Source organism: Streptomyces sp. P13-3-3 (assembly GCF_050571355.1).
In the GTDB taxonomy this organism is placed as follows: Bacteria; Actinomycetota; Actinomycetes; order Streptomycetales; family Streptomycetaceae; genus Streptomyces; species Streptomyces althioticus.
Window position 1 is genome coordinate 5,463,813 of the sequence record NZ_CP192228.1, and the last position, 21,966, is coordinate 5,485,778.

19 protein-coding genes and 3 pseudogenes are annotated in these 21,966 nt (G+C 73.5%); 12 read left to right on the forward strand and 10 right to left on the reverse strand.

From position 1 onward, the window contains the following. Window positions 1-70: 70 nt before the first annotated feature. From ACQZOG_RS24545 to ACQZOG_RS24565, 5 genes and pseudogenes are all read left to right on the forward strand, one after another. Entirely contained in the window at window positions 71-1,045 is a 975-nt protein-coding gene (locus ACQZOG_RS24545) for a diiron oxygenase (protein ID WP_037642382.1), read from the forward strand. Window positions 1,046-1,078: 33 nt separating this feature from the next. After that, window positions 1,079-1,996, forward strand: a complete 918-nt coding sequence (locus tag ACQZOG_RS24550) for an SAM-dependent methyltransferase (protein WP_051747718.1) — start codon at window positions 1,079-1,081, stop codon at window positions 1,994-1,996. Between the two features lie 105 nt (window positions 1,997-2,101). Continuing rightward, window positions 2,102-3,697 (forward strand): ABC-F family ATP-binding cassette domain-containing protein, encoded by a 1,596-nt coding sequence (locus ACQZOG_RS24555; RefSeq protein ID WP_058917225.1) that lies wholly within the window; start codon window positions 2,102-2,104, stop codon window positions 3,695-3,697. A gap of 351 nt (window positions 3,698-4,048) precedes the next feature. After that, a pseudogene (locus ACQZOG_RS24560) lies at window positions 4,049-4,162 on the forward strand ((2Fe-2S)-binding protein); the annotation flags it as partial. A 17-nt stretch (window positions 4,163-4,179) separates the two neighbouring features. Then, window positions 4,180-4,383, forward strand: a complete 204-nt coding sequence (locus ACQZOG_RS24565) for a hypothetical protein (RefSeq protein ID WP_037642390.1) — start codon at window positions 4,180-4,182, stop codon at window positions 4,381-4,383. 69 nt (window positions 4,384-4,452) lie between these two features. Here the strand turns inward: ACQZOG_RS24565 and ACQZOG_RS24570 are convergent, their stop codons facing one another. Genes ACQZOG_RS24570 through ACQZOG_RS24580 form a run of 3 tightly spaced genes read right to left on the reverse strand, consistent with a single transcriptional unit; the run spans window position 4,453 to window position 5,860 of the window. Beyond that, window positions 4,453-5,058, reverse strand: coding sequence for an NUDIX hydrolase (locus ACQZOG_RS24570; RefSeq protein ID WP_078493051.1), 606 nt, complete (start codon window positions 5,056-5,058; stop codon window positions 4,453-4,455). Further along, complete coding sequence (locus tag ACQZOG_RS24575) at window positions 5,055-5,720, reverse strand: restriction endonuclease (protein ID WP_051747719.1); 666 nt, start codon at window positions 5,718-5,720, stop codon at window positions 5,055-5,057. Before ACQZOG_RS24575 ends, ACQZOG_RS24570 begins: the two co-directional genes overlap by 4 nt. Before the next feature lie 5 nt (window positions 5,721-5,725). Further along, window positions 5,726-5,860: a hypothetical protein gene (locus ACQZOG_RS24580; protein ID WP_261675843.1), complete on the reverse strand. Its 135-nt coding sequence runs from the start codon at window positions 5,858-5,860 to the stop codon at window positions 5,726-5,728. Between the two features lie 768 nt (window positions 5,861-6,628). Between ACQZOG_RS24580 and rsgA the strand changes: the two genes are divergently transcribed. After that, a complete protein-coding gene (gene rsgA / locus ACQZOG_RS24585; protein WP_245657525.1) occupies window positions 6,629-7,630 on the forward strand; it encodes a ribosome small subunit-dependent GTPase A in 1,002 nt (333 codons plus the stop codon). A 97-nt stretch (window positions 7,631-7,727) separates the two neighbouring features. On the opposite strand, the gene ACQZOG_RS24590 is transcribed toward rsgA, so the two are convergent. Both ACQZOG_RS24590 and ACQZOG_RS24595 read right to left on the reverse strand, forming a co-directional pair. Continuing rightward, window positions 7,728-8,732: a HEAT repeat domain-containing protein gene (locus ACQZOG_RS24590; RefSeq protein ID WP_037642395.1), complete on the reverse strand. Its 1,005-nt coding sequence runs from the start codon at window positions 8,730-8,732 to the stop codon at window positions 7,728-7,730. A gap of 6 nt (window positions 8,733-8,738) precedes the next feature. Then, entirely contained in the window at window positions 8,739-9,422 is a 684-nt protein-coding gene (locus ACQZOG_RS24595) for a HEAT repeat domain-containing protein (protein WP_033273923.1), read from the reverse strand. 130 nt (window positions 9,423-9,552) lie between these two features. Here ACQZOG_RS24595 and ACQZOG_RS24600 point away from each other — a divergent pair, with 130 nt between their 5' ends. Together ACQZOG_RS24600 and ACQZOG_RS24605 are read left to right on the forward strand one after the other, a co-directional pair. Then, entirely contained in the window at window positions 9,553-10,938 is a 1,386-nt protein-coding gene (locus ACQZOG_RS24600; protein ID WP_382001472.1) for a bifunctional transcriptional activator/DNA repair enzyme AdaA, read from the forward strand. Window positions 10,939-10,943: 5 nt separating this feature from the next. Next, window positions 10,944-11,438 (forward strand): methylated-DNA--[protein]-cysteine S-methyltransferase, encoded by a 495-nt coding sequence (locus tag ACQZOG_RS24605; RefSeq protein ID WP_037644229.1) that lies wholly within the window; start codon window positions 10,944-10,946, stop codon window positions 11,436-11,438. Between the two features lie 19 nt (window positions 11,439-11,457). Here the strand turns inward: ACQZOG_RS24605 and ACQZOG_RS24610 are convergent, their stop codons facing one another. Next, window positions 11,458-11,940 carry a DUF456 domain-containing protein gene (locus tag ACQZOG_RS24610; protein ID WP_033273921.1) on the reverse strand — a complete coding sequence of 161 codons (483 nt, stop codon included), beginning with the start codon at window positions 11,938-11,940 and terminating at the stop codon, window positions 11,458-11,460. Window positions 11,941-12,846: 906 nt separating this feature from the next. On the opposite strand from ACQZOG_RS24610, the gene ACQZOG_RS24615 reads away from it, so the two are divergent. Together ACQZOG_RS24615 and ACQZOG_RS24620 are read left to right on the forward strand one after the other, a co-directional pair. Further along, window positions 12,847-14,067, forward strand: a complete 1,221-nt coding sequence (locus ACQZOG_RS24615; protein ID WP_430741807.1) for a protein phosphatase 2C domain-containing protein — start codon at window positions 12,847-12,849, stop codon at window positions 14,065-14,067. Between the two features lie 66 nt (window positions 14,068-14,133). After that, on the forward strand, window positions 14,134-15,879 hold the full coding sequence (locus ACQZOG_RS24620) for a pyruvate dehydrogenase (protein ID WP_037642400.1): 1,746 nt from the start codon (window positions 14,134-14,136) through the stop codon (window positions 15,877-15,879). A gap of 6 nt (window positions 15,880-15,885) precedes the next feature. Here ACQZOG_RS24620 and ACQZOG_RS24625 read toward each other — a convergent pair. Together ACQZOG_RS24625 and ACQZOG_RS24630 are read right to left on the reverse strand one after the other, a co-directional pair. Continuing rightward, window positions 15,886-17,061: pseudogene (locus ACQZOG_RS24625) on the reverse strand (transcriptional regulator); the annotation flags it as partial. 816 nt (window positions 17,062-17,877) lie between these two features. Beyond that, window positions 17,878-18,087: pseudogene (locus tag ACQZOG_RS24630) on the reverse strand (helix-turn-helix domain-containing protein); the annotation flags it as partial. Window positions 18,088-18,288: 201 nt separating this feature from the next. Between ACQZOG_RS24630 and ACQZOG_RS24635 the strand changes: the two are divergent. Continuing rightward, a complete protein-coding gene (locus ACQZOG_RS24635) occupies window positions 18,289-18,954 on the forward strand; it encodes a hypothetical protein (RefSeq protein ID WP_430741808.1) in 666 nt (221 codons plus the stop codon). Window positions 18,955-19,172: 218 nt separating this feature from the next. Beyond that, the gene (locus ACQZOG_RS24640) at window positions 19,173-19,604 is read left to right on the forward strand and encodes an ATP-binding protein (protein ID WP_093552632.1); all 432 of its coding nucleotides are present in this window, start codon (window positions 19,173-19,175) and stop codon (window positions 19,602-19,604) included. 74 nt (window positions 19,605-19,678) lie between these two features. On the opposite strand, the gene ACQZOG_RS24645 is transcribed toward ACQZOG_RS24640, so the two are convergent. After that, window positions 19,679-20,722 (reverse strand): DUF2637 domain-containing protein, encoded by a 1,044-nt coding sequence (locus ACQZOG_RS24645; protein WP_033273917.1) that lies wholly within the window; start codon window positions 20,720-20,722, stop codon window positions 19,679-19,681. A 337-nt stretch (window positions 20,723-21,059) separates the two neighbouring features. After that, entirely contained in the window at window positions 21,060-21,932 is an 873-nt protein-coding gene (locus ACQZOG_RS24650; RefSeq protein ID WP_033273916.1) for a (2Fe-2S)-binding protein, read from the reverse strand. Window positions 21,933-21,966: the final 34 nt, after the last annotated feature.

Consider the following 21,966-nt stretch of genomic DNA (forward strand, 5'->3'; position numbering starts at 1 on the left):
ACCCCCTGACCCGACGTCACAGGGCACGCCGGCCGTCTGCCGTGCCGGCGTACCCGGGAAGAGGCACGCCATGTCCACCCTCCACCAGGAGAACGCCCCGTCCGAGCGCACGCTGTCCAGCCTGACCGCGCAGTACGCGGAGCGCTGGGAGGCCCGCTCGTCCGTCCGCACCCGTCCCCGCAAGACCATCGACTTCACGCAGAGCGGCTTCTTCTTCCCCGAGGACAAGCAGCCCCTGCTGCTCGCCAAGGAGGTACGGGACCTCGGACAGTCCGCCAAGGACGACATCCTCGTGCAGTCCTTCTACAAGTACCTGCACGACATCGTGAACCTGGAGATCAAGGAGATCGTCTCGGCCTGCTCCAAACTCCTGCACGGGGACCTGCCCGTGACGCTCACCGAGGAGACCAGGCTCAGCACGTACTCGGTCATGATCGACGAGTACTACCACGTGTACATCGCCCAGGACATGATCCTCCAACTGCGGCAGCGCTACCCGCACCTGAGCGACATCGACTACGCGCTCCCGGACTCCCGGCGCGCGGTCAGCGAGATCCGCGCCAAGCTGGCCCCCCGCTACCACGATGTCTTCGAGATACTCGCCAACTGCTGCTTCGAGACGACCCTCGTGCGCGAACTCGTCGAGTTCTTCAACAGCCCCGGCGTGCACCCCTCCATCAAGTACTACGTCAACGACCACATGAACGACGAGTCCCGCCACTACGCGTTCTTCTTCGACCTGATGACCTACCTGTGGCGGGAGATCCCCGAGGACTACCGCGAGGCCATCGGCAGCCACCTGGCGGAGTTCGTCACCCTCTACCTGTCCGTGGAGTCGGAGAAGCAGTTCAACGTCGAACTGCTCGCCACCCTCATCGGAGACCGGGAACAGGCCCGCACCTCCGTGGAGTCGCTCTACGCCGGATTCGAGATCACCCCCGACGTGCCCATCGTCAAGAACGTGCTGCGGGCCCTCGGCAACGCCGGAATGCTCGCCCACCCGGCCGTGCGCGACAGCTTCGCCCGCATCGGCTGGACGGTCTGACACCCCCGCCCCGACACCCGGAGAGACCCGACCATGGCATCCACCGTTTCCCACCACACCGGCACCAGAATCACCGACGCGGCCTCGACCGAGCGGATCGCGGCGGACATCGAACACCGGCTGCGCGCCGCCGACCGGCTCGTCATGCCCCTGGAGGACACCCTCGAACTCCTCGACCAGCTCCAGCAGTTCGAGCTGGGCCGCTTCCTGCTGCACAACCGCGGCCTCAACGGCTACTGGACGTCGTACATCTTCCGCAACCGACCCGAGGGCCCCGTCACCCCGCTGGAACACTGGCTGCTCAACAACTCCCTGCTGTGCCAGGCCCGCGAGCGCTACCACCGCTTCAGGAAATTGATCGCCGAGCACATCACCGACGGCGCCACCCTCGCCTCCGTCCCGTGCGGCGTCATGGACGACCTGCTCGAACAGGACTACCGGAAGGTGACCGGCATCCGGCTGGTGGGCGTCGACCTCGACACCGAGTCCCTGCGCCACGCCGAGGAGAACGCCCGGCGCCACGGCCTCGCCGAGCACGCCACCTTCCGCCACGAGGACGCCTGGAACCTCACCGCCGAGGCGGAGTTCGACCTCGTCGTCAGCAACGGACTGAACATGTACGAGTCCGACCCGGCGCGGCTGACGGACCTGTACCGCGCCTTCCACAAGGCGCTGCGGCCCGGCGGCCGGCTGCTGATCAGCTTCCTGACCCCGCCGCCCCCGCCGCCCTGGGAGGCCCCCGAGCACGCCGCCGCCTGGGCCAAATACCGCATCAGCGAGGACGATCTGCGCCGCGAGCTGTCCATCATGGGCGACATCGTCCAGGCGACCTACCTCAACTTCTCCAGCGAGAGCGACGCCCGCTCCCAGCTGGAAGCGGCCGGTTTCACCGTCCAGGCGGTCCGCTACAACGCCGCCGGCGTACTGCCCATCGCCATCGCGGTCAAGTAGTCCGCCACCGGGAGGAGAGCCGGGGTTCCGGGGTCGCCCGGGCCCCGGGCTCCCTCCCGGTCGCCGTACCCCCTCACCGAACCACTCCCTGGAGCCCTGCTTTCCGTGATCACCGCCACCGACCTCGAACTGCGCGTCGGCGCCCGCGTCCTGCTCCAGCCGTCGTCCTTCCGCATCGCCAAGGGCGACCGAATTGGCCTCGTCGGCCGCAACGGCGCGGGCAAAACAACCCTCACCAAGTGCCTGGCCGGCGAAGGCCCCGCGGCCGGGGGCACCGTCACCCGCTCCGGGGCGCTCGGCTATCTGCCCCAGGACCCGCGCACCGGCGACCTGGATGTCCTGACACTGGACCGGATCCTGTCCGCCCGTGGACTGGACACCGTCATGCGGGCCATGCGCGACTGCCAGAACCGCCTCGCGGACGGACCCCCCACCGCCCGGGAGAAGGCGCTGCGTGCCTACGAGCGGCTGGAGAGCGAGTTCCTCGCCAAGGGCGGGTACGCCGCCGAGGCCGAGGCCGCCACCATCGCCGCCAGCCTCGGCCTGCCCGACCGGATCCTGGACCAGCCGCTGCGCACCCTGTCCGGCGGCCAGCGCAGGCGCGTCGAACTCGCCCGCATCCTGTTCTCCGACGCCGACGTACTGCTGCTGGACGAGCCCACCAACCACCTCGACGCCGACTCCATCCTGTGGCTGCGCGACTTCCTCAAGCGCTACCAGGGCGGATTCGTCGTCATCTCGCACGACCTTGACCTGATCGAGACAGTCGTCAACAAGGTGTTCCACCTGGACGCGAACCGCTGCGCCCTGGACGTCTACAACATGGGCTGGACGCGGTACCAGGCCCAGCGCAGCGCTGACGAGCGCCGCCGCAGGCGGGAACGCAGCAACGCCGAGCGAAAGGCCGCCGCCCTTACCTATCAGGCCAACCGGCTGCGCGCGGGAACCAAGGCGGTCGCCGCGCAGAACATGGCCCGGCGCGCGGGACGACTGTTGGCGGGCCTGGAGGAGGAGCGGCGCGTCGACAAGGTGGCCAGGCTCCGCTTCCCCGAACCGGCGCCCTGCGGCAGGACGCCACTGACCGCGGAGGGCCTGTCAAAGGCGTACGGCTCACTGGAGGTCTTTGCCAGCGTCGACCTGGCCATCGACAAGGGCTCCCGCGTGGTGATCCTCGGACTCAACGGGGCGGGGAAAACCACCCTGCTGCGGCTCCTGGCCGGCGTGGAGAAACCCGACACCGGCCAAGTGGTCGCGGGCCACGGCCTGAAGCTCGGCTACTACGCACAGGAGCACGAGAATCTGGACCCCGGCCGCACGGTGCTGGAGAACATGCGCGCGTCTGCACCCGGCCTGGACCTGGTGGAACTACGCAAGGTCCTCGGATCGTTCCTGTTCTCCGGCGACGATGTCAACAAGCCGACAGGTGTGCTGTCCGGGGGTGAGAAGACCCGACTGGCGCTCGCCACACTGGTGGTCTCCTCGGCCAATGTGCTGCTGCTCGACGAGCCGACCAACAACCTCGACCCGGCCAGCCGTGAAGAGATCCTCAGCGCGCTGCGTACCTACCAGGGCGCCGTCCTCCTAGTCACACACGACGAGGGCGCCGTCAAGGCACTCCAGCCGGAGCGCATCATCCTGCTGCCTGACGGCGTAGAGGACATGTGGAACGATACGTACGCCGATCTCGTGGCACTGGCCTGACAGACCGTACCCCCTGCACGTGACACTACGAGGCGACAAGGATGCACCTCGACAGGGCCAGTCGCACAGAACCCCGATTCCGAACGTCGAAGACGCCGTGGGTGCGCTGCCACAAACCACCAGGCCGACCATACAAATCTGTGCATAGCCGACGTTCTGTCCATCGCGTCCCGAGCGAGGCGGACGGCCGAACGTCTCTACGTTCTCCTTCGTGCCGGGCAGGTCGAAGGACGTGTCGTCGATCGCGGTCAGCCGCCAGCCGCGATAGAAGGCGCCCTGTTTGCCCGGCGGGGGCAATCGGACGGCGCACCCGCGTGAACAACTGCCGCAGCGGCGCCACACCCGTCCGCGCTGCTGGAGGCCGGACGCCTGGCGGGCACCGGAGTGCTCACCGGCCGCGACCTTGCGTTCCGCCGCCGAAGCTTCTACCTCTACTACCGCGCGCCGAACGGCTCAGAGCTCGGAACGCCACGCCGGCCGCCATGCAGGAACTCGCCGACCGGTACGACGAGGCGAAAGAGAAGCTGGCTGCCGTCACGAAAAGGCTCGCACACGGGCAAGCCTTCAGCGCCACGCTGCGGCGGATCGTCGCCGAGCTCGATTTGGAGCTCGCGCACGCCCGGGAGCAACTCGAACGGCCAGGGACCAGTCACCCGCCTTCCCGCCGCCCGTCGGCGTCCGGATGACTGCCCTCCCGTGAGGGCCGACATGCGCTCCGATGCAGCCGACACGTCGTTGCCCGACAACGCACTTGCCTAATGAACGGCCAGGAAATGCCAGGTGCTCGGCGCGAAGGCGGAGTCGTGGTGCCGCAGACCGAGCAGCACGCGACCGGCCGGGTCCTCGAGGTAGAGGTGCAGCCCCACGATGTGGCGGACGGCTCCCGCGCCGTGGCGGGCCGCGGCACTCGGCACCGAGGCCCGGCCGGTCGCGTGCCTGCGCACCAGGTCGCGGGTCTCCGGATGCATGCGGAGCCGGTCCAGGTCGTCCGGGCGGAACCAGCGCAGCATCACTCCCTCCGTGAGCGGCAGCCGCGCGGGGTCGCCCTCCCACCGCCCCGCGTAGACCCGAACCGACGCGTGCCCGCTGCCGTCGTCGAGCGCTCCGGTGACGGCGAAGGGCTCCAGGACGGGCAGGTCCAGTCCCGCTTCCTCCCGCAGTTCTCGCCGGACGGTGTCCTCCAAGGACCGGTCTCCGGGCTCGCGTGCGCCGCCGAGCAGCGACCAGCACCCGGGCTCGCGTATCCCGGGGACGTCGTCCCGCAGGTGCAGCAGATACTCCCCGTCGCCGTTGTGGATCAGGGCGGAGGCGATCCGTGGGTCCTCGTCCCGCGGAGGGGCCGGCTCGGCGGGGCCCATCATGCGGCCCGGCCGAAGCGGGACGGACGGGCGGGCAGTTGGAGCAGCTCGTGCAGGGCCACGCCGTCCTCGGCCCAGCGCCTCAGCCGGTCCCTGTCCACCCAGCGCACCCCGTGCTGGTCCCCCCAGTCCCTCGCGTCCCGGGTGAAGGTCCCGTTGGTGACGACGACCGCGTGGCGGGCCCGGTGGACGGGACCCGCGGTGCCGTTCACCTCGTACATGACCCGCACGCCGACCTTTCCGCCGACCGTGGTGTGCTTGGCCTGGACGACCAGCCGCCCCAGACGCGCGTGCTCGCCTATCACGTCGGCCGCCTGGTCTCCCCGGCCGCCCACGCGGCGCGCCCCCCAGCCGTCGCGGACCAGCAGTCTCCGCAGCGCTTCCTCGAAGGCCCGGTCGTCCCCGGCGTCCAACTCCGCCAGGGTGACGCGGAGGACGGCCAGTCTCTCCGCCGCCGCCCGCCCGGCGGCGATCGAGCGCCCGGTGTGCCAGGCGGCGGCAACCCCGGTGAGTACGACGAGCGTCAGGACGACGGGCCACGCATCCAGCAGCACGGCCGCCGCGTGGACCGCCACCTGTACGGCCAGTACGAGGACCGCGACCCCGACCACACAGGCCGACGCGACGTCGACCGTCCCCCGAGGACGGCGCAGACGCACCCGCATCCTCCTCATCGGCCGGCCGCCGCGGAGACGCCGGGCGCGGGCTCGGACGGCGGGGGCGTGGCGGCGGCGTCGCCGAAGCCGAAGACCTGGCCCCACAGCCAGACGCCGGCCACCACTCCGGCGACGGCCCAGCCACTCATACGCTTGGCGCTCCTCGCGGTCGGCTTGCGGCGGTAGTGAGCACGGACCCGGATGCGTCCCTCAGGTGCTTTCGACACGGACTGCCCCTCCCGAAGTGAACGTGTACGCCTCACCTCTGGGTGTAGCAGCGGGCGCTGACACGGAACGGGGGCTCCGGGAGGGGCCGGGTCGTCATCCGGCCAAGGGCGGTCGCAGGGCCGGCCCCGCACGGACACGGCACCCTGCTCCCCCCTCCGTCGAAGGGGACGGGCCGCGGGTGGAGTGCGCGGCCCTCACCTGCCGGAACGCGCCCGTGCGTGGCCCCCGTCCGCCTCTCCCGCGATTGGCGAGATGTAGAGGAGCGCGCGAGAGCTCCCCGTGCGCGCGAGCGCAGATGACGGACCCCTGACGCGCCACCGGTGCGCCCCGCGGGGCGTGTCGGAGAAATTCGATGGCGGGCCGACGCCGGGCCCCCTACTGTGGGCGGGGTCGGCAAGGCGCCCTCGGGCGCCGTTCATGACGAGGATTTCCGGGAGGTGTGACCGATGGCTGTCTCTGTGATGGGCCGTGCCCGCATTCAGTCGTTCGTTTCGTTCACCTCCGTGGTCTCCGGCTGACCTCTCCTCTTCTCGCGCGTCCGTGAACGCGCGTCGCCGGGGCCGCCCTTCGAAGGGTTCCCCTTGAAGTTCTCCTCTTCTTCCGTCTCCGCCTCCTCGCACTCCCTCGCCCCCTACGGCTGGGACGAGGAGTGGGAGCAGGTCTTCGCTCCGTACGCCGCTCAGGGGCTGGTGCCGGGCCGGGTGGTCCGGGTCGACCGGGGGCTGTGCGACATGGCCACCCCGGGCGGGGTGATCCGCGCCGATACCGAGTACGTCGTCCCCCGTGACCCGATGAAGGTCGTCTGCACGGGCGACTGGGCCGCCGTCGACCCCGAGGGCGCCCGCCCCCGTTACGTGCGGACGCTGCTGCCCCGCCGTACCGCGTTCGTGCGGTCCACCTCCTCCAAGCGGTCCGAGGGGCAGATCCTCGCCGCGAACGTCGACCACGCGGTCGTCGCCGTGTCCCTCGCCGTCGAACTGGACCTCGCCCGGATCGAGCGGTTCCTCGCGCTGGCGTGGGAGTCCGGGGCGCAGCCGGTCGTGGTGCTCACCAAGGCCGACCTCGTACCGGACGCGGCGACCCGCTCGTACCTCGTGCAGGACGTCGAGACGACCGCGCCCGGCGTGCCCGTCCTCACCGTCAGCGCGCAGGACGGCGAAGGGCTCGACGTGCTCGCCGCGATCGTGTCCGGCGGGACCTCGGTGCTGCTCGGGCAGTCCGGCGCCGGCAAGTCCACCCTGGCCAACGCCCTCCTCGGCGAGGACGTGATGGACGTCCAGGCCACCCGGGACGTCGACGGCAAGGGCCGGCACACCACGACGACCCGCAACCTGCTCCTCATGCCGGGCGGGGGAGTCCTCATCGACACCCCCGGTCTGCGGGGCGTCGGCCTGTGGGACGCCGGCACCGGTGTCGGCCAGGTGTTCTCCGAGATCCAGGACCTCGCCGAGAACTGCCGCTTCCACGACTGCGCCCACGAGAGCGAACCCGGCTGTGCCGTCCTCGACGCGATCGAGACCGGTGAGCTCCCGCAGCGCCGTCTGGACAGCTACCGCAAGCTGCTCCGGGAGAACCAGTACATCGTCGCCAAGACCGACGCCCGCCTCCGCGCCGAGATCCGCAAGGACTGGAAGCGCAAGGGCGCCATCGGCAAGGCCGCCATGGAGGCCAAGAGGGGGCGGATGCGCTGACATCGCGGAGGCGCTGACATCGCGGAGGCGCTGACACCCCCGTCGCGCCCCCGTCCTGCCGGGTCCCCCCCACGGCACCCGGCAGGACGGGGCGGGCTCAGCCCGGCTCCCGCAGCTCCAGCACGTACCGCGCCGTCAGCGCCACCGCCCTGTCCGAGTCCCCGGTCAGGGACTTCAGCGTGTCCGTGGCCGCCGGACCCGGGATCTCGGCCAGCGCCTGCGTCACGCGGCGGCGCGCGGCCGGGTCCAGGGCGGCGTCGGCCAGGCGGTCCGCCAGTTCCGTCACGATCCGGTCCGCCACCGCCGCGTCGCCCGCCAGCGACCCCAGCGCGTCCGCCGCGTCGACGTCGTTCGCCTCCTCGACGACCATGCCGACGAGTTCCGGCATCGCCTCGGCCACCCCGCGCGCCCCCAGCTCCAGGGCCGCCGTCCGGCGCACGGGCGGGGCCCCGTCCCCGAGCGCCTCCCGCAGCAGCGCCGTCGCCCGCTCGCCCGGGATCTCCGCCAGGCACCGCACCGCCCGCCCCCGCACCTCCGGCAGCGCCGACCCCAGCCCCGCCGCCAGCAGCTCCGCGCCCCGCTCGCCCGCCTGCGCCAGCGCCCACCGCAGGGCCCCGGCGACATTCGGGTCCGCCTCGCTCAGCACCGCCTCCACCAGCGCCTCCACCGGCACCGGCGCGGTGTCCACCGACGACAGCGCCGCCCGCTGCCGCATCCCCGCGTCCCCCGACCGCAGGTTCCGCAGCAGCGCGACGACCTGGAGGACCTCCTGCCAGTCGGCCGGTTCCGCCGCGTCGATCCGCCGGAGCCGCGTCAGCAGCTCCGTCTCCCGCGCGATGCGCTCCCGCGTCCGCCGCGCCAGGTCGGCGACGAGACCGGACGGGGTGAAGCCGGGATCGTCCAGGGCGCGGCCCGCGTCCCGCAGCGACAACCCCAGTGACCGCAGGCTCTCCACGTGGAAGATCCGCCGGATGTCCTCCTCCGTGTACGCGCGGTACCCGGCCGCCGTACGGCCCGTCGGCCGCACCAGGCCCAGCGACTCGTAGTGCCGCAGCATGCGGGGGCTCACCCCCGACCGCCGCGCCACCTCACCGATCAGCACGCCCGCTCACTCCTCCTCACCGGGAGGCCCGTCCGGCCCCAGCGACACCGCCCGCTTCGCCTCCTCCACCGCGTACGCGAACCCCGCCTCAGGGTCGCGCCGCAGCCGCTCCGTCGCGAGCGCGTGCGCCCGTACCCCAGGGTCCGGATGGCCCTCCGCCACGGCCCGCACCGGCGCGACCGCCGGCTCGCCCAGCTCGACCAGAGCCCGGCTCAGACTCAGCCGCGTCTCCCGACCGCCCCGGCCGAACTGCGACACCAGCGACCGGGAAAGCTCCGCCGCCTCGTCCTCCGGCGCCAGCAGCACCGCCGTGCGCCAGGCCGTCCGCGCCACCTCGTCGTCCGGGTCGGTCAGCAGCGACCGGGGCACCGCCGGCCACACGCTCCGGTCCCCGATCTTCGACAGGGTGTGCAGCGCCTGGCTCCGAGCCCGGGCGTGCGGCGACCCCAGCTCGGCCAGGACCCGCGGCACCGTCACCGTCTCCGGGTGCCGGGTCAGGGCCCACGTCAGCATGTCCCGTACGTGGAACACGGGCTCCACCCCGCACCGCTCCACCAGCGGCTCCACGAACCCCGGGTCCGGGTCCGACCCGGCCGCCAGCGCCGCGCGCAGCCGCACCGAGGAGTCGTCGTGCCGCAGTCCCGCGAGCACCCGTGCTGTTGTCGTCGTCTCCGCCTTGGGCGTGGTCATCGGAGCACCTCCAGGCACGCCAGTGAAGACCTTCTCACCGTGTCAAGGTCAAGCGGCCCCCGGCGGGCCCCGAGGTTCCATGTCCGATTCCCGCCAGCCCGGACCTCCCCGCCCAGGGACACTGGACCGTATGACGGACGACGACAGCAGGTACGAGGCGGTGCGCAGCCGGGACGCGCGGTTCGACGGCGTGTTCTTCTTCGCCGTCGGGACCACCGGCATCTACTGCCGGCCCAGTTGCCCCGCCGTCACCCCCAAACGCGCCCACGTGCGCTTCTTCCCGACCGCCGCCGCGGCCCAGGGCGCGGGCTTCCGCGCCTGCCGGCGCTGCCGCCCCGACGCCGTGCCCGGCTCCGCCGAGTGGAACGTACGGGCCGACGCCGTGGGCCGCGCCATGCGGCTCATCGCCGACGGCGTCGTCGACCGCGAGGGCGTCGCCGGGCTCGCCGCGCGCCTCGGCTACAGCGCCCGCCAGGTGCAGCGGCAGCTCACCGCCGAGCTGGGCGCCGGACCGGTCGCCCTGGCCCGCGCCCAGCGCGCCCACACCGCGCGCGTGCTGCTCCAGACCACCGGCCTGCCGGTCACCGAGATCGCGTTCGCCGCCGGATTCGCCAGCGTGCGGCAGTTCAACGACACCGTCCGCGCCGTGTACGCGACCACGCCCACCGGACTGCGCGCCACCGCGCCGCGCCGGGGCAGGCCCCGGCCCGGCACCCCCACCGCCGGGGTGCCCCTGCGCCTCGCCCACCGGGGCCCCTACCAGGCGCGCCCCGTCTTCGACCTGCTGGAACGGGAGGCCGTCCCCGGCGTCGAGGAGATGACCGGGGCGCCCGGCGCCCGCACCTACCGGCGCACCCTGCGCCTGCCCTACGGCACCGGCATCGCCGCCGTCGAGGAGCGCCCGCACACCGGCACCGGCGCCCGCCCCGGCGGCTGGCTCGACGCCCGCGTCCACCTCACCGACCTGCGCGACCTGACCACCGCCGTGCAGCGGCTGCGCCGGCTGTTCGACCTGGACGCCGACCCCTACGCCGTTGACGAGCGCCTCGGCGCGGACGCCCGGCTCGCCCCGCTGGTCGCGGCCCGCCCCGGACTGCGCTCGCCCGGCGCCGCCGACCCGGACGAGGTCGCCGTACGGGCGCTCGTGGGCCGCGACACGGCGGCCGAACTGGTCCGCCGCTACGGCAAACGGCTCGACGCGCCCTGCGGCGGCCTCACCCGCCTGTTCCCGGAGGCCGCCGTCCTCGCCGGCGCCGAACCCGGCGGCACCCTGGGCGCGCTCACCGCCGCCCTCGCCGACGGCGCCGTACGGCTCGGACCCGGTGACGACCGGGACGCGGCGCGGGACGCACTCGCCGCCGTCCCCGGCCTCGACGACCGTACGACCGCCGAGATCCGCACCCGTGCCCTCGGCGACCCCGACGTGGCCCCGCCCGGCCTCGACACCCCCGACAGCTGGCGCCCCTGGCGCTCGTACGCCCTCAACCACCTGCGTGCAGCAGGGGAGTTGGAGTGACCCTCATGACGACCACGTACTGGACGCAGGTGGACAGCCCGCTCGGGCCGCTGCTGCTCACCGCCGCCCCGACCGGCGAGCTGACCTCGCTCACCGTGCCCGGGCAGAAGAAGGCGCCCGTGGTCCTGGAGGACTGGACGCGGGACCCCGGGCCCTTCCGTGAGGCGGAACGGCAGCTCGCCGCGTACTTCTCCGGCGACCTCAAGGAGTTCCGGCTGCCGACGCGGGCCGCCGGCACCCCCTTCCGGGAGAAGGTGTGGGCCGCCCTCGACGACGTGCCGTACGGCGGGACCGTCACCTACGGGGAGATCGCCGCGCGCGTCGGGGCGCCCCGGGCCGCCGTCCGCGCGGTCGGCGGCGCCATCGGCGCGAACCCGCTGCTGATCGTCCGCCCCTGCCACCGCGTCATCGGCGCCGACGGCTCCCTCACCGGGTACGCCGGAGGGCTGGAGCGGAAGGTGCGGCTGCTCACCCACGAGGGCGTGCTGCCGCCCGCGTGAGACCGTCGCGGTGCGCCACTCAGCCGAAGAACACCGCGCCGAGCCACGCCGCCGCGATCAGCTGGCAGGTGAACAGCTCCGTCAGCAGGCTCCACCCGCCCGACCGCATCACCGTGCGCACCGCCGCCCTCGCCTCCCCGCGGCGGCCGAGACGGATCCGCTCGTGGACGTACACCCCGGCGAGGAAGCCGGGGATCGCACCGATCACCGGCAGCACGACGAAACCCGCGAACGAGCCGCCGCCGGCGTACGTCAGCAGCCGGGCGTCCACGCCGCCCGCCCGCAGTCTGCGGGGCGGCAGCGCCCAGCGGATCACCTGCGCCAGGAACAGCACCACGGTCGCCCCCACCAGCACCCACCACGCGACCGCCTGCGGGTCCTTCAGCGTCCACCACAGGACCGCGGCCCACACCAGCCAGGACCCGGGCACCCCGGGCACCAGCACTCCGCACAGACCGAACAGGAGCACCAGTCCGGTGAGCAGGAGGTCCCACGCTCCCATCTGTCCAGGGTGCAGGAGGGGACGGAACGGCGCAGATCGGAAGCGGGAGGCCGCCGCGCGGCGCGGTGATTTTCCTGATGCCGCGTTTTCATCCGGCCCGTCCGATGGACAATTGGGGGCATGAGTCAGCAGGGGGGAAGGCCCGGCGGGCCCACCGGTGACGGTCCCGAGGACGACTGGTGGGGCCAGCTGTACGACGACGCCGCCGACGACACGGGGCCGGCGCCCGCGGCCGACTCCCTGGACGACCGGTTCGCCTCGGCGGCGGGAGCGGTGGGCGGAGACGGGGCGCCCGCCCCGTCGGCCCCGGGCCCCGGGGACGTCCCCGGGACCCCGGTCCTGCCGGGCCAGCGCCGGACGCCGCCCCCACGCGCATGGTGGGAGCCCGAGCCCCCCACCAGCCCCTCTCCGACCACGGAGCCCTCCAACCCCCCGACCGCCCCGCTGCACCCCCCGGCCGTCTCCGACGCGCCCACCGCACCGGAGGCGCCCTCCGGCCCGGCGCTGCCGTCGGGAGCGGGCCGTTCGGCCGGCGCGCCGCCCGCGCCTGACGCGCCGCCTGCACCCCCTGCGGCTTCGCCACCGGGGCGGACCCCTCCGACCGATGTGGCCGCCGCCCCCGGGCCGCCTTCCGGCTCGGTGTCGGCACCCGGGTCGGCGCCCGCGTCCCCGCAAGGGACAGGCCGTCCGGCCGACTCGCCCTCCGAGCCGGAGCCGCCGGTGTCGCCAGCCGGCCCGGCGCCGACGTATCCGCCCGGACCGGGCCGGCCGGCCGGCTCGCCGCCCGCAACTGAGGCGCCACCTGCACCGGCGCCGCCCGCGGCACCCCCGCCCCCTGTGACCTCGCCGCCGGGGCGAACGTCACCGACCGACGCGTCCGCCGCGCCGGAGGCGTCCTCCGGCCCGGTGACGGCAGCCGGGCCGGGTGGTCAGGACCACCCGGCGTCCGCCCCGGAGGCGACCCGGCATGCGGCGGTCGAGCCCCGTCGGCCGGACGACGGGGCCGCCGCGCACGGCGTCCCCACCCTCCCCGACCGACCACCCCCCTCCGGGCCCACCGCCGCCCCGGTCTACGGGGACTGGACCCCCGCCGAGCCGTCCGGCGGTGAGGCGGAGGGGGCGAGCCCCGTGTCGCGGCTCGGGCCCCTTCCGCCGCCGCTTCCCTCCCGCGTCCACGTCGGCACCCGGCCGCCCACCTACGACGCGGAACCCACCGCCCTCCCCGCCGCCGATCCCGACGACCTGGACGCGCTCGTTCCGGACACCGTGCTGGACGGCGCCCGCTACGGCGCCTGCACGCTGCGGGCCGTGTCCGTGCGCGGGGACTCCGCGCGGTACCGGGGCGAGCCCCGCCGTGACGCGCTGCTGACCGCGCGGTTCGGGACGGGGGAGGGGGCCTTGGTGCTGGTGGCGCTGGCCACCGGCACCAGGACCGCTCCCGGCGCGCATCTGGCCGCCGCCGAGGTGTGCCGCTGGATCGCCGCGGCGGTCGGCCGCAGCCACGAGCGGCTCACCGCCGACATCCGGGCGGCACGCCGCGCCGACCTCAAGGCCGGACTGCACCGCCTCACCGACCGCAGTCTCGGCAGACTGCGCGCCGCCGCGACCGAACAGGGCCTCGACCCCGACGACTACGCCGCCACCCTCCGCTGCCTGCTGCTGTCCGGCGACCCCGGGTGCCGCACCCGGGTGTTCTTCGGGGTGGGTCCCGGAGGGCTGTTCCGGCTGCGGGACGGCGAGTGGCAGGACATCGAGCCGGAGGTCGCGGAGGTGAAGGGCGAGCCGGTGCTCGGCTTCGGCTCGGTGCCGCCCGAGACGCCGGACGGCGACCGCCTCACCATGGACCTCGGCATTCCCACACCGCCGAGCCCGTACGAGCCGGCCCCCGGGCCGCCCCGCGAGCCCTTCCGTTTCCGTACCTCCGTAGCCCGCTCGGGTGATGTGCTGCTGATGTGCGCCGCCGGGTTCGCCGAACCGCTGCGCGGCGAGCCCGAACTGCGCGCCCACCTCGCCGACCGGTGGTCCGGTCCCGAGCCGCCGGGACTGACGGCGTATCTGGCGGACACCCAGGTACGGGTGAAGGGGTACGCCGACGACCGTACGGCCGTGGCCGTCTGGGAGGCGTGAGCGCGCCCGGTGTGAATTCATGGAATCCGTCAGGCATCTCCGGCACCCGAGGGGCAGACGGAAACCATGGCCAAACAGAACATCGCGGAACAGTTCGTCGACATCCTCGTCCGCGCGGGAGTCAAACGCCTGTACGGCGTGGTCGGTGACAGCCTCAACCCGGTCGTGGACGCCGTGCGCCGCAGCTCCGCCATCGACTGGATCCACGTCCGCCACGAGGAGACCGCGGCGTTCGCGGCCGGCGCGGAGGCGCAGGTCACCGGCCGGCTCGCCGCCTGCGCGGGCTCCTGCGGACCCGGCAACCTCCACCTCATCAACGGCCTCTACGACGCCCACCGCTCCATGGCGCCCGTCCTGGCCCTCGCCTCCCACATCCCGTCCAGCGAGATCGGCCTCGGCTACTTCCAGGAGACCCACCCGGACCAGCTGTTCCGGGAGTGCAGCCACTACTGCGAGCTGATCTCCAGCCCCCGGCAGATGCCCCGGCTGCTGGACACCGCCATCCAGCACGCGGTCGGCCGGTCCGGCGTCAGCGTCGTCTCGCTGCCCGGCGACCTCGCCGACGAACCCGCCCCCGACCAGGCGCCCGAGACCGCGCTGGTCACCTCCCGGCCCACGGTCCGCCCCGGCGACGACGAGATCGACAAGCTCGTCGACATGATCGACCGCGCCGAGAAGGTCACCCTGTTCTGCGGCGCCGGCACCAAGGGCGCCCACGCCGAGGTGATGGAGTTCGCCGGGAAGATCAAGGCGCCGGTGGGGCACGCCCTGCGCGGGAAGGAGTGGATCCAGTACGACAATCCGTACGACGTCGGCATGAGCGGGCTGCTCGGCTACGGCGCCGCGTACGAGGCGACGCACGAGTGCGACCTGCTGATCCTGCTCGGCACCGACTTCCCGTACAACGCGTTCCTGCCCGGCGACGAGGTCAAGATCGTCCAGGTGGACGTGCGGCCCGAGATCATCGGGCGGCGCTCCAAGCTGGACCTCGCGGTGTGGGGCGACGTGAAGGAGACGCTGCGCTGTCTCACGCCCCGGGTGCGCACCAAGGACAACCGCAAGTTCCTCGACCGGATGCTGAAGAAGCACGCGGAGGCGCTGGAGGGGGTGGTGAAGGCGTACACCCGCAAGGTGGAGAAGCACGTCCCGATCCACCCCGAGTACGTGGCGTCCGTGCTGGACGACCTGGCCGACGACGACGCCGTCTTCACCGTCGACACCGGCATGTGCAACGTCTGGGCCGCCCGCTACATCTCGCCCAACGGCCGCCGTCGGATCATCGGTTCGTTCTCCCACGGCTCGATGGCCAACGCGCTGCCGATGGCGATCGGGGCGCAGTTCACCGACCGGAGCCGGCAGGTCGTGTCGATGTCCGGCGACGGCGGATTCACCATGATGATGGGCGACTTCCTCACCCTCGTGCAGTACGACCTGCCGGTGAAGGTGGTCCTGTTCAACAACTCCTCGCTCAGCATGGTGGAGTTGGAGATGCTGGTCGCCGGACTCCCGTCGTACGGCGTGGAGATGAAGAACCCGGACTTCGCCGCCGTGGCGCAGGCCTGCGGGGCGTACGGGGTGCGGGTGGAGAAGCCGAAGGACCTGGCGGGCGCGCTGAAGGCGGCGTTCAAGCACAAGGGCCCGGCGCTGGTGGACGTCGTGACCGACCCCAACGCGCTGTCCATCCCGCCGAAGATCAGCAAGGAGATGGTGACCGGGTTCGCCCTGTCCGCCTCCAAGATCGTGCTGGACGGCGGGGTCGGCCGGATGGTGCAGATGGCCCGCTCGAACCTCCGGAACGTGCCGCGCCCGTAGGGGTGTTCAGCCGCTCCGGGTCCGCCAGGAGCGGTTCAGGGTGTCGTACTCGTAGTGCGGAAGGCCCGCGACGGCACTGGTGCGGAAGGGACGGCCGCGGTCGTCGATCCGCACCGTGCCGGTACGGCCCTGCGAGGACCAGTCCAGCTCCAGCCACCAGCGGCAGTCGCAGCCCTCGGTGCGGGCGGTGATCAGCAGCACCTCGGGGTCGGTCGCGGACACCCGGTACGGCATCCGCACCGCCGGGATGGGCGTGCCGGCGTCGTTCCCGGCGACCGCGCGGGCGATCGGCCGGTCCTTGTCCAGGTCCACGTCGAAGTAGCGCGGGGTCAGCGCGCCGCCGCAGCCCTGGTCCATCGCGTACGCGTTGCCGGACGCCGGCGCCGAACGGCCGGTCACCCGGACGCGCAGCGCCGTGAGGACGACGGCGGTGTCGGTCCTCCCCTGCACCGACAGCTCCACCAGTGTCTCCCTGCCGTGCACGGCCCCCTGCGTGGCCGCCCATGTCCGGGCGTCCTGCGGGGCGGGCGGCGGAGGCACCTGGGCGGGCGGCTTCGCCACCACGTAGTCGTGCCCGCAGCCGTGCGCCCAGGCGTGGTCGTCCACCGACCAGGTGAGGGGTGGCCCTGCGGGCGCGGCGTCCGGCGCGGTGGGGGAGCCGGAAGAGCTCGGCGCCCTGGATGCGGTGCCGTTCCCGCCGTGACGGGCGGAGGGCGAGGGGGACGGCGAGGGCGGCGTCGAGGCCGAGGGGGAGGGGGAGCCGGTGGGCGCGACGGACCGAGCCGGGCCCGCACCGTCCCCGGAGCCGCTCTTCCGGCTCTCCTCCAGTGCCCCGACCGCCCCGCTCCCGGACGTCTTCCGGTCGTCCGGGAGGAACGACAGGCTCCCGACGGTGGCGAGCACGGCACACATGGCGGCGACGGCGACGACGACACGCTTGCGCCGCCAACGGCGGGTCCTAGGCCTGTGGATCCGGTCCACAGGCCCGCTCACGACATGCGTGTCGTCCCCGCCCGGTTCGCCCGGTCCCTCGGTGTGGCCGGAATCGTTCGCCTCGACGGCGTCCGGTGCGCCGCTCGGCGCGGTGCCCACAGCACTGCCGCGCGACGGCCGGCCACCCTGCGCCGGGGCGTCGGTCGTCGACGGGTCGTCGTCCGCGGGTCCCGTCTGCCCGGCGCGCGGCGGCGGATCACCCGGCCGCGGGTGAACGGGCTTCGCCCAGCGCGGTGCGCCCGAACGGCGGGACGCACCGCCGTGCCGCGCAGCGCTCGACGCCGAGTCCTCCCCCGTGCCGGGCCCCACGGTCGCAGGCCCACGCTCACCGACAGGTGGTGCGTCCCCCCTGGCGCCCGACGCCGAGCCGTGCTCCGCGCTCCCTGGCTGCCTCCGATCCGCGGCGGGTTCCTCGGGCGAGCCCGGCCCGCGCCGGTCCTCAGGCGTTGCGTCCGTGTCCGTGCTCGCAGGGGTGGTGTCGGACTCGGGGCCGTGGGGTGAGGTCCCCTGCCGGTGTCCGTCGCTGGCGGTGTCTTGGGATGAGCCCGGCCCGCGCCGGCCCTCAGGCGTCGCGTCCGTGTCCGTGCTGGCAGGGGTGGTGGCGGGCTCGGGGCCGTGGGGTGTGGTCCCCTGCCGGTGTCCGTCGCCGGCGGGTTCCTCGGGCGAGCCCGGCCCGCGTCGGTCCGCAGGCGTCGCGTCCGTGTCCGTGCCCGCAGGAGTGGCGTCGGACTCGGGGCCGTGGGGTGAGGTCCCCTGCCGGTGTCCGTCCCTGGCGGGGTCCTCGGGCGAGCCCGGGCCACCCGGTCCGCTCACGCCGGCCGGCGTCGGGTCCGCGTCCCCGCCGTGGGGCGTCGAAGCCGCGTCCTGCCCCTGGGGCGTCGTCGGGGTCGCCCCGCCCCGCGGCCGTCTCCTCGCCTCCGCCGCGCGGAGCCACAGGCGGTGGAGGTCGAGGCGTTCCTCGGGGGTCGCTCCGCACAGCGCGGCGAAGCGCTCGACCGGGGCGAAGTCGACCGGGACCGCGTCGCCGGCGCAGTAGCGGTGCAGGGTCGAGGTGTTCATCCCGAGACGGCGGGCCAGCTGGCCGTAGCTGCGGTCCGTGCGCCCCTTCAGCTCCCGCAGCAGCGCCGCGAACCGCGTCACCTCGTCCTGTGCCGACACCGGCCCCGTCCCCCCGTCACTCGTCCGCGTCCGCCTCCACCGGGCGTCCCAGGGCATCCCAGGCACCCTGTATCACTGCACGTCGGAAGGGCTGGGATGGTTCCATGCCGGGGAATCGGGCGGCGACGCTTGCGCCGGTCGTCCGCGACGGCGGATGCTCTGACCACGGCGAACCGCCCCGACGGCCCGGACGGACCATCCCGGCCGTCGCGGCGCACGTGTCGTCATTCCACCACGCGCATCCCACGGGGGTCACCCATGTCCGTACGCACTCGTGTCGCGGCACTCGCCGCGCTCACCGCGACCGCGCTCGCCGTGGGCGCGGCCGCCACCACGCAGGCCGGCGCCGCGCCGGGCGGGACCGTACAGAAGAACGCGGCGGCGAACAGCGCGTCCGCGCAGAAGAAGACCGCCGCGCCCCGGTTCCTCGCGGCGTCCGAGCTGCCCCCGCACCCGGCCGGCTGGACCGCGGGCCCGGTCACCGACGGCTTCCCCGAGCAGCTCGCGTACTGCCTGGGCGAGGGCGTGCCGGCGTACGACTACCGGCACCGCCTCTTCCACACCGAGCTGGACACCAGCGCCGTGCAGGTCACCGTGGTGACCGGGTCCGCCGCGAAGGGGAAGGCGCTGGCGGACCGGCTGAACAAGGAGATCCGCACCTGCGCCGCCCGGCTGGAGCGGCTGTACCCGGAGATCGAGGCCGAGGGCCGGTTCTTCGGCACGCTGCCCGTCGAGGAGGGGGCGACGGTGCACGGCCTGCACACCGAGACGTCGTACGGCGCCACGGACGTCAACCTGCTGTCCGTGGGGCGCGACGGCCGCACCGTGACCGTCGTCGGCTGGGGCCAGATGGGCGACTTCGGTGACGCTCCGCTCACCGCGTTCAAGAAGACCGCGAAGAAGGCGGTCACCAAGCTCCACTGAGGTTCCTCAGTTCCGCGACCACCGTGTGAGAGCCGGGGTCGTCCTCTCGCCACGGGGGTCGGGAGGACGGCCCCGCACACGGTTGTGTGGCCGTTGCACTTCGGACAACAACGGCTCACGAGCGCTCCGTATGACTGCCGTGTGAACGACCGGGCAAGCATTCCCGTGTAGGTGTTCGAGCAGGTGGGGGAATCGGCATCGGCACGCGGGCGGGGGTCATGAGAAGTCAGGCTTCGGCGGATCGGCTGAGGCGCACACTGGGGCGTGCGGATCTGCGGGCGGTGGCCGAGTCGCGCCGCGCCCTGCGCGAGCTGTTACGCCACCGGTGCGATCCGGAGCGGTCCGCGGTCGCGGAACTGCTCACCAGCGAACTGGTGACCAACGCCCTCGTCCACACCGACCGTGACGCGGTCCTCACCGCGGACGTCGGCTCCTGGGGACTGCGCGTGGAGGTACGGGACTTCGCCGCCCGCGAGCCGCGGCCGCGCCCGCGGACGGGCAACGACACCACGAACGGGCGGGGCCTGGTGCTCGTGGAGTCCCTGGCCGACGCCTGGGGCGTCAGACGGCACGGCGTGGGCAAGTCCGTCTGGTTCGCGCTCGGGCCGGAGACAGAGGCGGAGACGGGGACGGACGCCGACGCGGCGTGAGGGAGGCGGTTTCCCACCGCGTCCCTCACGCCGCGTCGCGCCGTCGTCCGGCGCCGTCCGGGTCCTACGGCCCGTCAGCCGAACTGCTGCTCCAGGTCCTTGAGCTTGCGCTCGAGGCTGTCCAGACGCGGCAGCGCCTGGGTGTCGTCCTCGGCCGTGAGGTCGACCGTCCGCGCCTCACCGCCGGAGCGGCGGACCGGCTGCAGGGAGGGACGCTGGGCGGGTGCGGGCAGGGCCTCCGGCGCCGCTATGGCAGGCTCCGCGGCGACGACGTCGGACTCGCGCTCCACCGTGGCCTCCAGCTCGCGCCCGCCCCGGCCGCCGAACCCCCGGTGACCCCGGCTGATGGCCTTCAGGCGGGCCCGCTCCATGCGCTCCTGCTCCCGCCGGCGCCGCTTCTCCTGCTCCTTGCGGAGCTTGTCCTCGCGGACCTCCTCGACCGCCTCGTCGAGGCTGCGCACGCCCTCCAGCAGCATCAGCGACCAGGCGCGGTAGGTCTCGCGGGGGGCGCGCAGCCAGCGGACGATGCGGATCTGCGGCAACGGCCGCGGTACCAGGCCCTGTTCCCGCAGCGCGGCGCGGCGCGTCTGCTTCAGCGCGCGGTCGAAGAGGACCGCGGCGGACAGGGACATGCCCGCGAAGAAGTGCGGGGCGCCCGCGTGGCCGATGCCGCGCGGCGCGTGGACCCAGTTGAACCAGGCCGCGGCGAGGGCGAACGTCCACACGAGTATCCGCGAACCGAGGGCCGCGTCACCGTGGCTGGCCTCGCGCACGGCGAGCACCGAGCAGAACATCGCCGCGCCGTCCAGACCGAAGGGGACGAGGTACTGCCACCCGCCGGACAGGCCGAGGTTCTGCTCACCGAAGCCGACCAGGCCGTGGAAGGACAGGGCAGCGGCCACCGCCGCACAGCAGAACAGCAGCACGTAGGAGACGGTGCCGTAGATGGCCTCCTTGCGCCTGCGGCGCTCCTCGCTGCGCTCCCACGAGTCGTCGGCGCTCGTGTCCTTGACCGAGGAGCGCTTGCCGCGCGCCAGCACCGCCACCGCCGCCAGCATGCCCAGGAGCAGCACGGCGCCCGGAAGCAGCCAGTTCAGCGATATGTCGGTCAGTCTCATCTAGGGGTCCCTTGCATTGGGATAGGGCGTAACGCCCGCCATGGTGGCCCAATCCCGGCGTCCCTCAGGGGGTTTCGGGGCAAGAGGCCGCCAACGAAGTGCGAGGGGGGTGCCCTGGGCGGCTTTCTGCTCGAACTGCCGCATGAGGGGCGGGAGTTGAGTTCGAATAAGACTACCCGTACGGATGATTCCGTGGAGAGTTCCTGCGGGCGGTGAGGAAATTGTGAAGTGCTCGTGACCTCGCGGCTCGGGCGGGCGCGTGCCCGCGGCGGACACGACGGCGGGGCGGCCGGACGATCTTACGTCGTCCGGCCGCCCCGCCTTGTTCCAAGTAGCGTCAACCGGCTTGCCCGACCAGTTCCTTCTCCCGCTCGGGGGCGCGCGCCGCGGTCCGCTCCTTGGCGCAGGTGCGCGGGCAGGTGGCGCAGACGTCCGCCGGGCGCAGTGTGTAGAACATGCAGCAGCTCACCCGCTCCCGGGTGGCGGCGGCCGGCTCCCCGCCGGGCCCGGACGGCCTGCGGAACGTCACCGCGCCCACGTACGGCTTCGTCGCGCCCGGCAGCAGCAGCTCCAGCTCGCGCAGGGCCCGCTCCTCCTCGCCGAGCAGCCCGCCGACGTACCAGAGGCTCTCGACGATCTCGTCGGTCGCCATGCCCCACAGCGCCCGGCCGCGCCGGCGCATCCGGGGGCCGAATCCGGCCAGCACGGGCTCCAGGTGTTCGGCGACCGCCGCGCGCACCTCTGCCCGCAGCGCCTCCTCGTCCTCCACGACGCGCGCGCCGGGCAGGGTGGCGGCCGGGTCGTCCGGCAGGCAGGCGAAGCCGGCGGGGCGTACGGCCATGCGGCCGACGGCGAGTCCGGCTGCGGTGCGGTCGAACGAGACGTGCGTCACGGGGTAGCGCGGGACCCGGCGGTGCAGGAACCATGGCACGGTGATCAGCAGACAGGCCGGCCAGGCGTACCGGTGCAGACCGAAGCTGGCGATGACGTCGGGGCGGCCCTGCTGTCCGTAGTCCCGCCGCACCTGCGTGTCGTCCCAGGCGAGGAAGGCCTCCATGGCGTCCCCGCCTGCGGCGAGGTCGGCGGCGGCGACCCAGCCGCCGCCCCGGGGGGCCGTCTCGCCCGCGCCGAGCTCGGTGACGGCGAGGGCCGGGAAGGCCTCCGCCAGGCGGGCGTACGCGTCCGCGACGGCCGAACCGGGCACGGCCATGGGACCACCCCTTCATGTCTCGTGGAGCCGGGCA

What these genes read in the sequence shown, in the direction of transcription:
- ACQZOG_RS24635 (WP_430741808.1), top strand. Translation starts at nt 18,289, where the DNA reads ATGTCCGTACGCACTCGTGTCGCGGCACTCGCCGCGCTCACCGCGACC.
- ACQZOG_RS24545 (WP_037642382.1), top strand. Translation starts at nt 71, where the DNA reads ATGTCCACCCTCCACCAGGAGAACGCCCCGTCCGAGCGCACGCTGTCC.
- ACQZOG_RS24605 (WP_037644229.1), top strand. Translation starts at nt 10,944, where the DNA reads ATGACGACCACGTACTGGACGCAGGTGGACAGCCCGCTCGGGCCGCTG.
- ACQZOG_RS24595 (WP_033273923.1), bottom strand. Translation starts at nt 9,422, where the DNA reads ATGACCACGCCCAAGGCGGAGACGACGACAACAGCACGGGTGCTCGCG.
- ACQZOG_RS24550 (WP_051747718.1), top strand. Translation starts at nt 1,079, where the DNA reads ATGGCATCCACCGTTTCCCACCACACCGGCACCAGAATCACCGACGCG.
- ACQZOG_RS24620 (WP_037642400.1), top strand. Translation starts at nt 14,134, where the DNA reads ATGGCCAAACAGAACATCGCGGAACAGTTCGTCGACATCCTCGTCCGC.
- ACQZOG_RS24575 (WP_051747719.1), bottom strand. Translation starts at nt 5,720, where the DNA reads ATGCGGGTGCGTCTGCGCCGTCCTCGGGGGACGGTCGACGTCGCGTCG.
- ACQZOG_RS24600 (WP_382001472.1), top strand. Translation starts at nt 9,553, where the DNA reads ATGACGGACGACGACAGCAGGTACGAGGCGGTGCGCAGCCGGGACGCG.
- ACQZOG_RS24640 (WP_093552632.1), top strand. Translation starts at nt 19,173, where the DNA reads ATGAGAAGTCAGGCTTCGGCGGATCGGCTGAGGCGCACACTGGGGCGT.
- ACQZOG_RS24645 (WP_033273917.1), bottom strand. Translation starts at nt 20,722, where the DNA reads ATGAGACTGACCGACATATCGCTGAACTGGCTGCTTCCGGGCGCCGTG.
- ACQZOG_RS24565 (WP_037642390.1), top strand. Translation starts at nt 4,180, where the DNA reads ATGCAGGAACTCGCCGACCGGTACGACGAGGCGAAAGAGAAGCTGGCT.
- ACQZOG_RS24650 (WP_033273916.1), bottom strand. Translation starts at nt 21,932, where the DNA reads ATGGCCGTGCCCGGTTCGGCCGTCGCGGACGCGTACGCCCGCCTGGCG.
- ACQZOG_RS24580 (WP_261675843.1), bottom strand. Translation starts at nt 5,860, where the DNA reads ATGAGTGGCTGGGCCGTCGCCGGAGTGGTGGCCGGCGTCTGGCTGTGG.
- ACQZOG_RS24570 (WP_078493051.1), bottom strand. Translation starts at nt 5,058, where the DNA reads ATGATGGGCCCCGCCGAGCCGGCCCCTCCGCGGGACGAGGACCCACGG.
- ACQZOG_RS24610 (WP_033273921.1), bottom strand. Translation starts at nt 11,940, where the DNA reads ATGGGAGCGTGGGACCTCCTGCTCACCGGACTGGTGCTCCTGTTCGGT.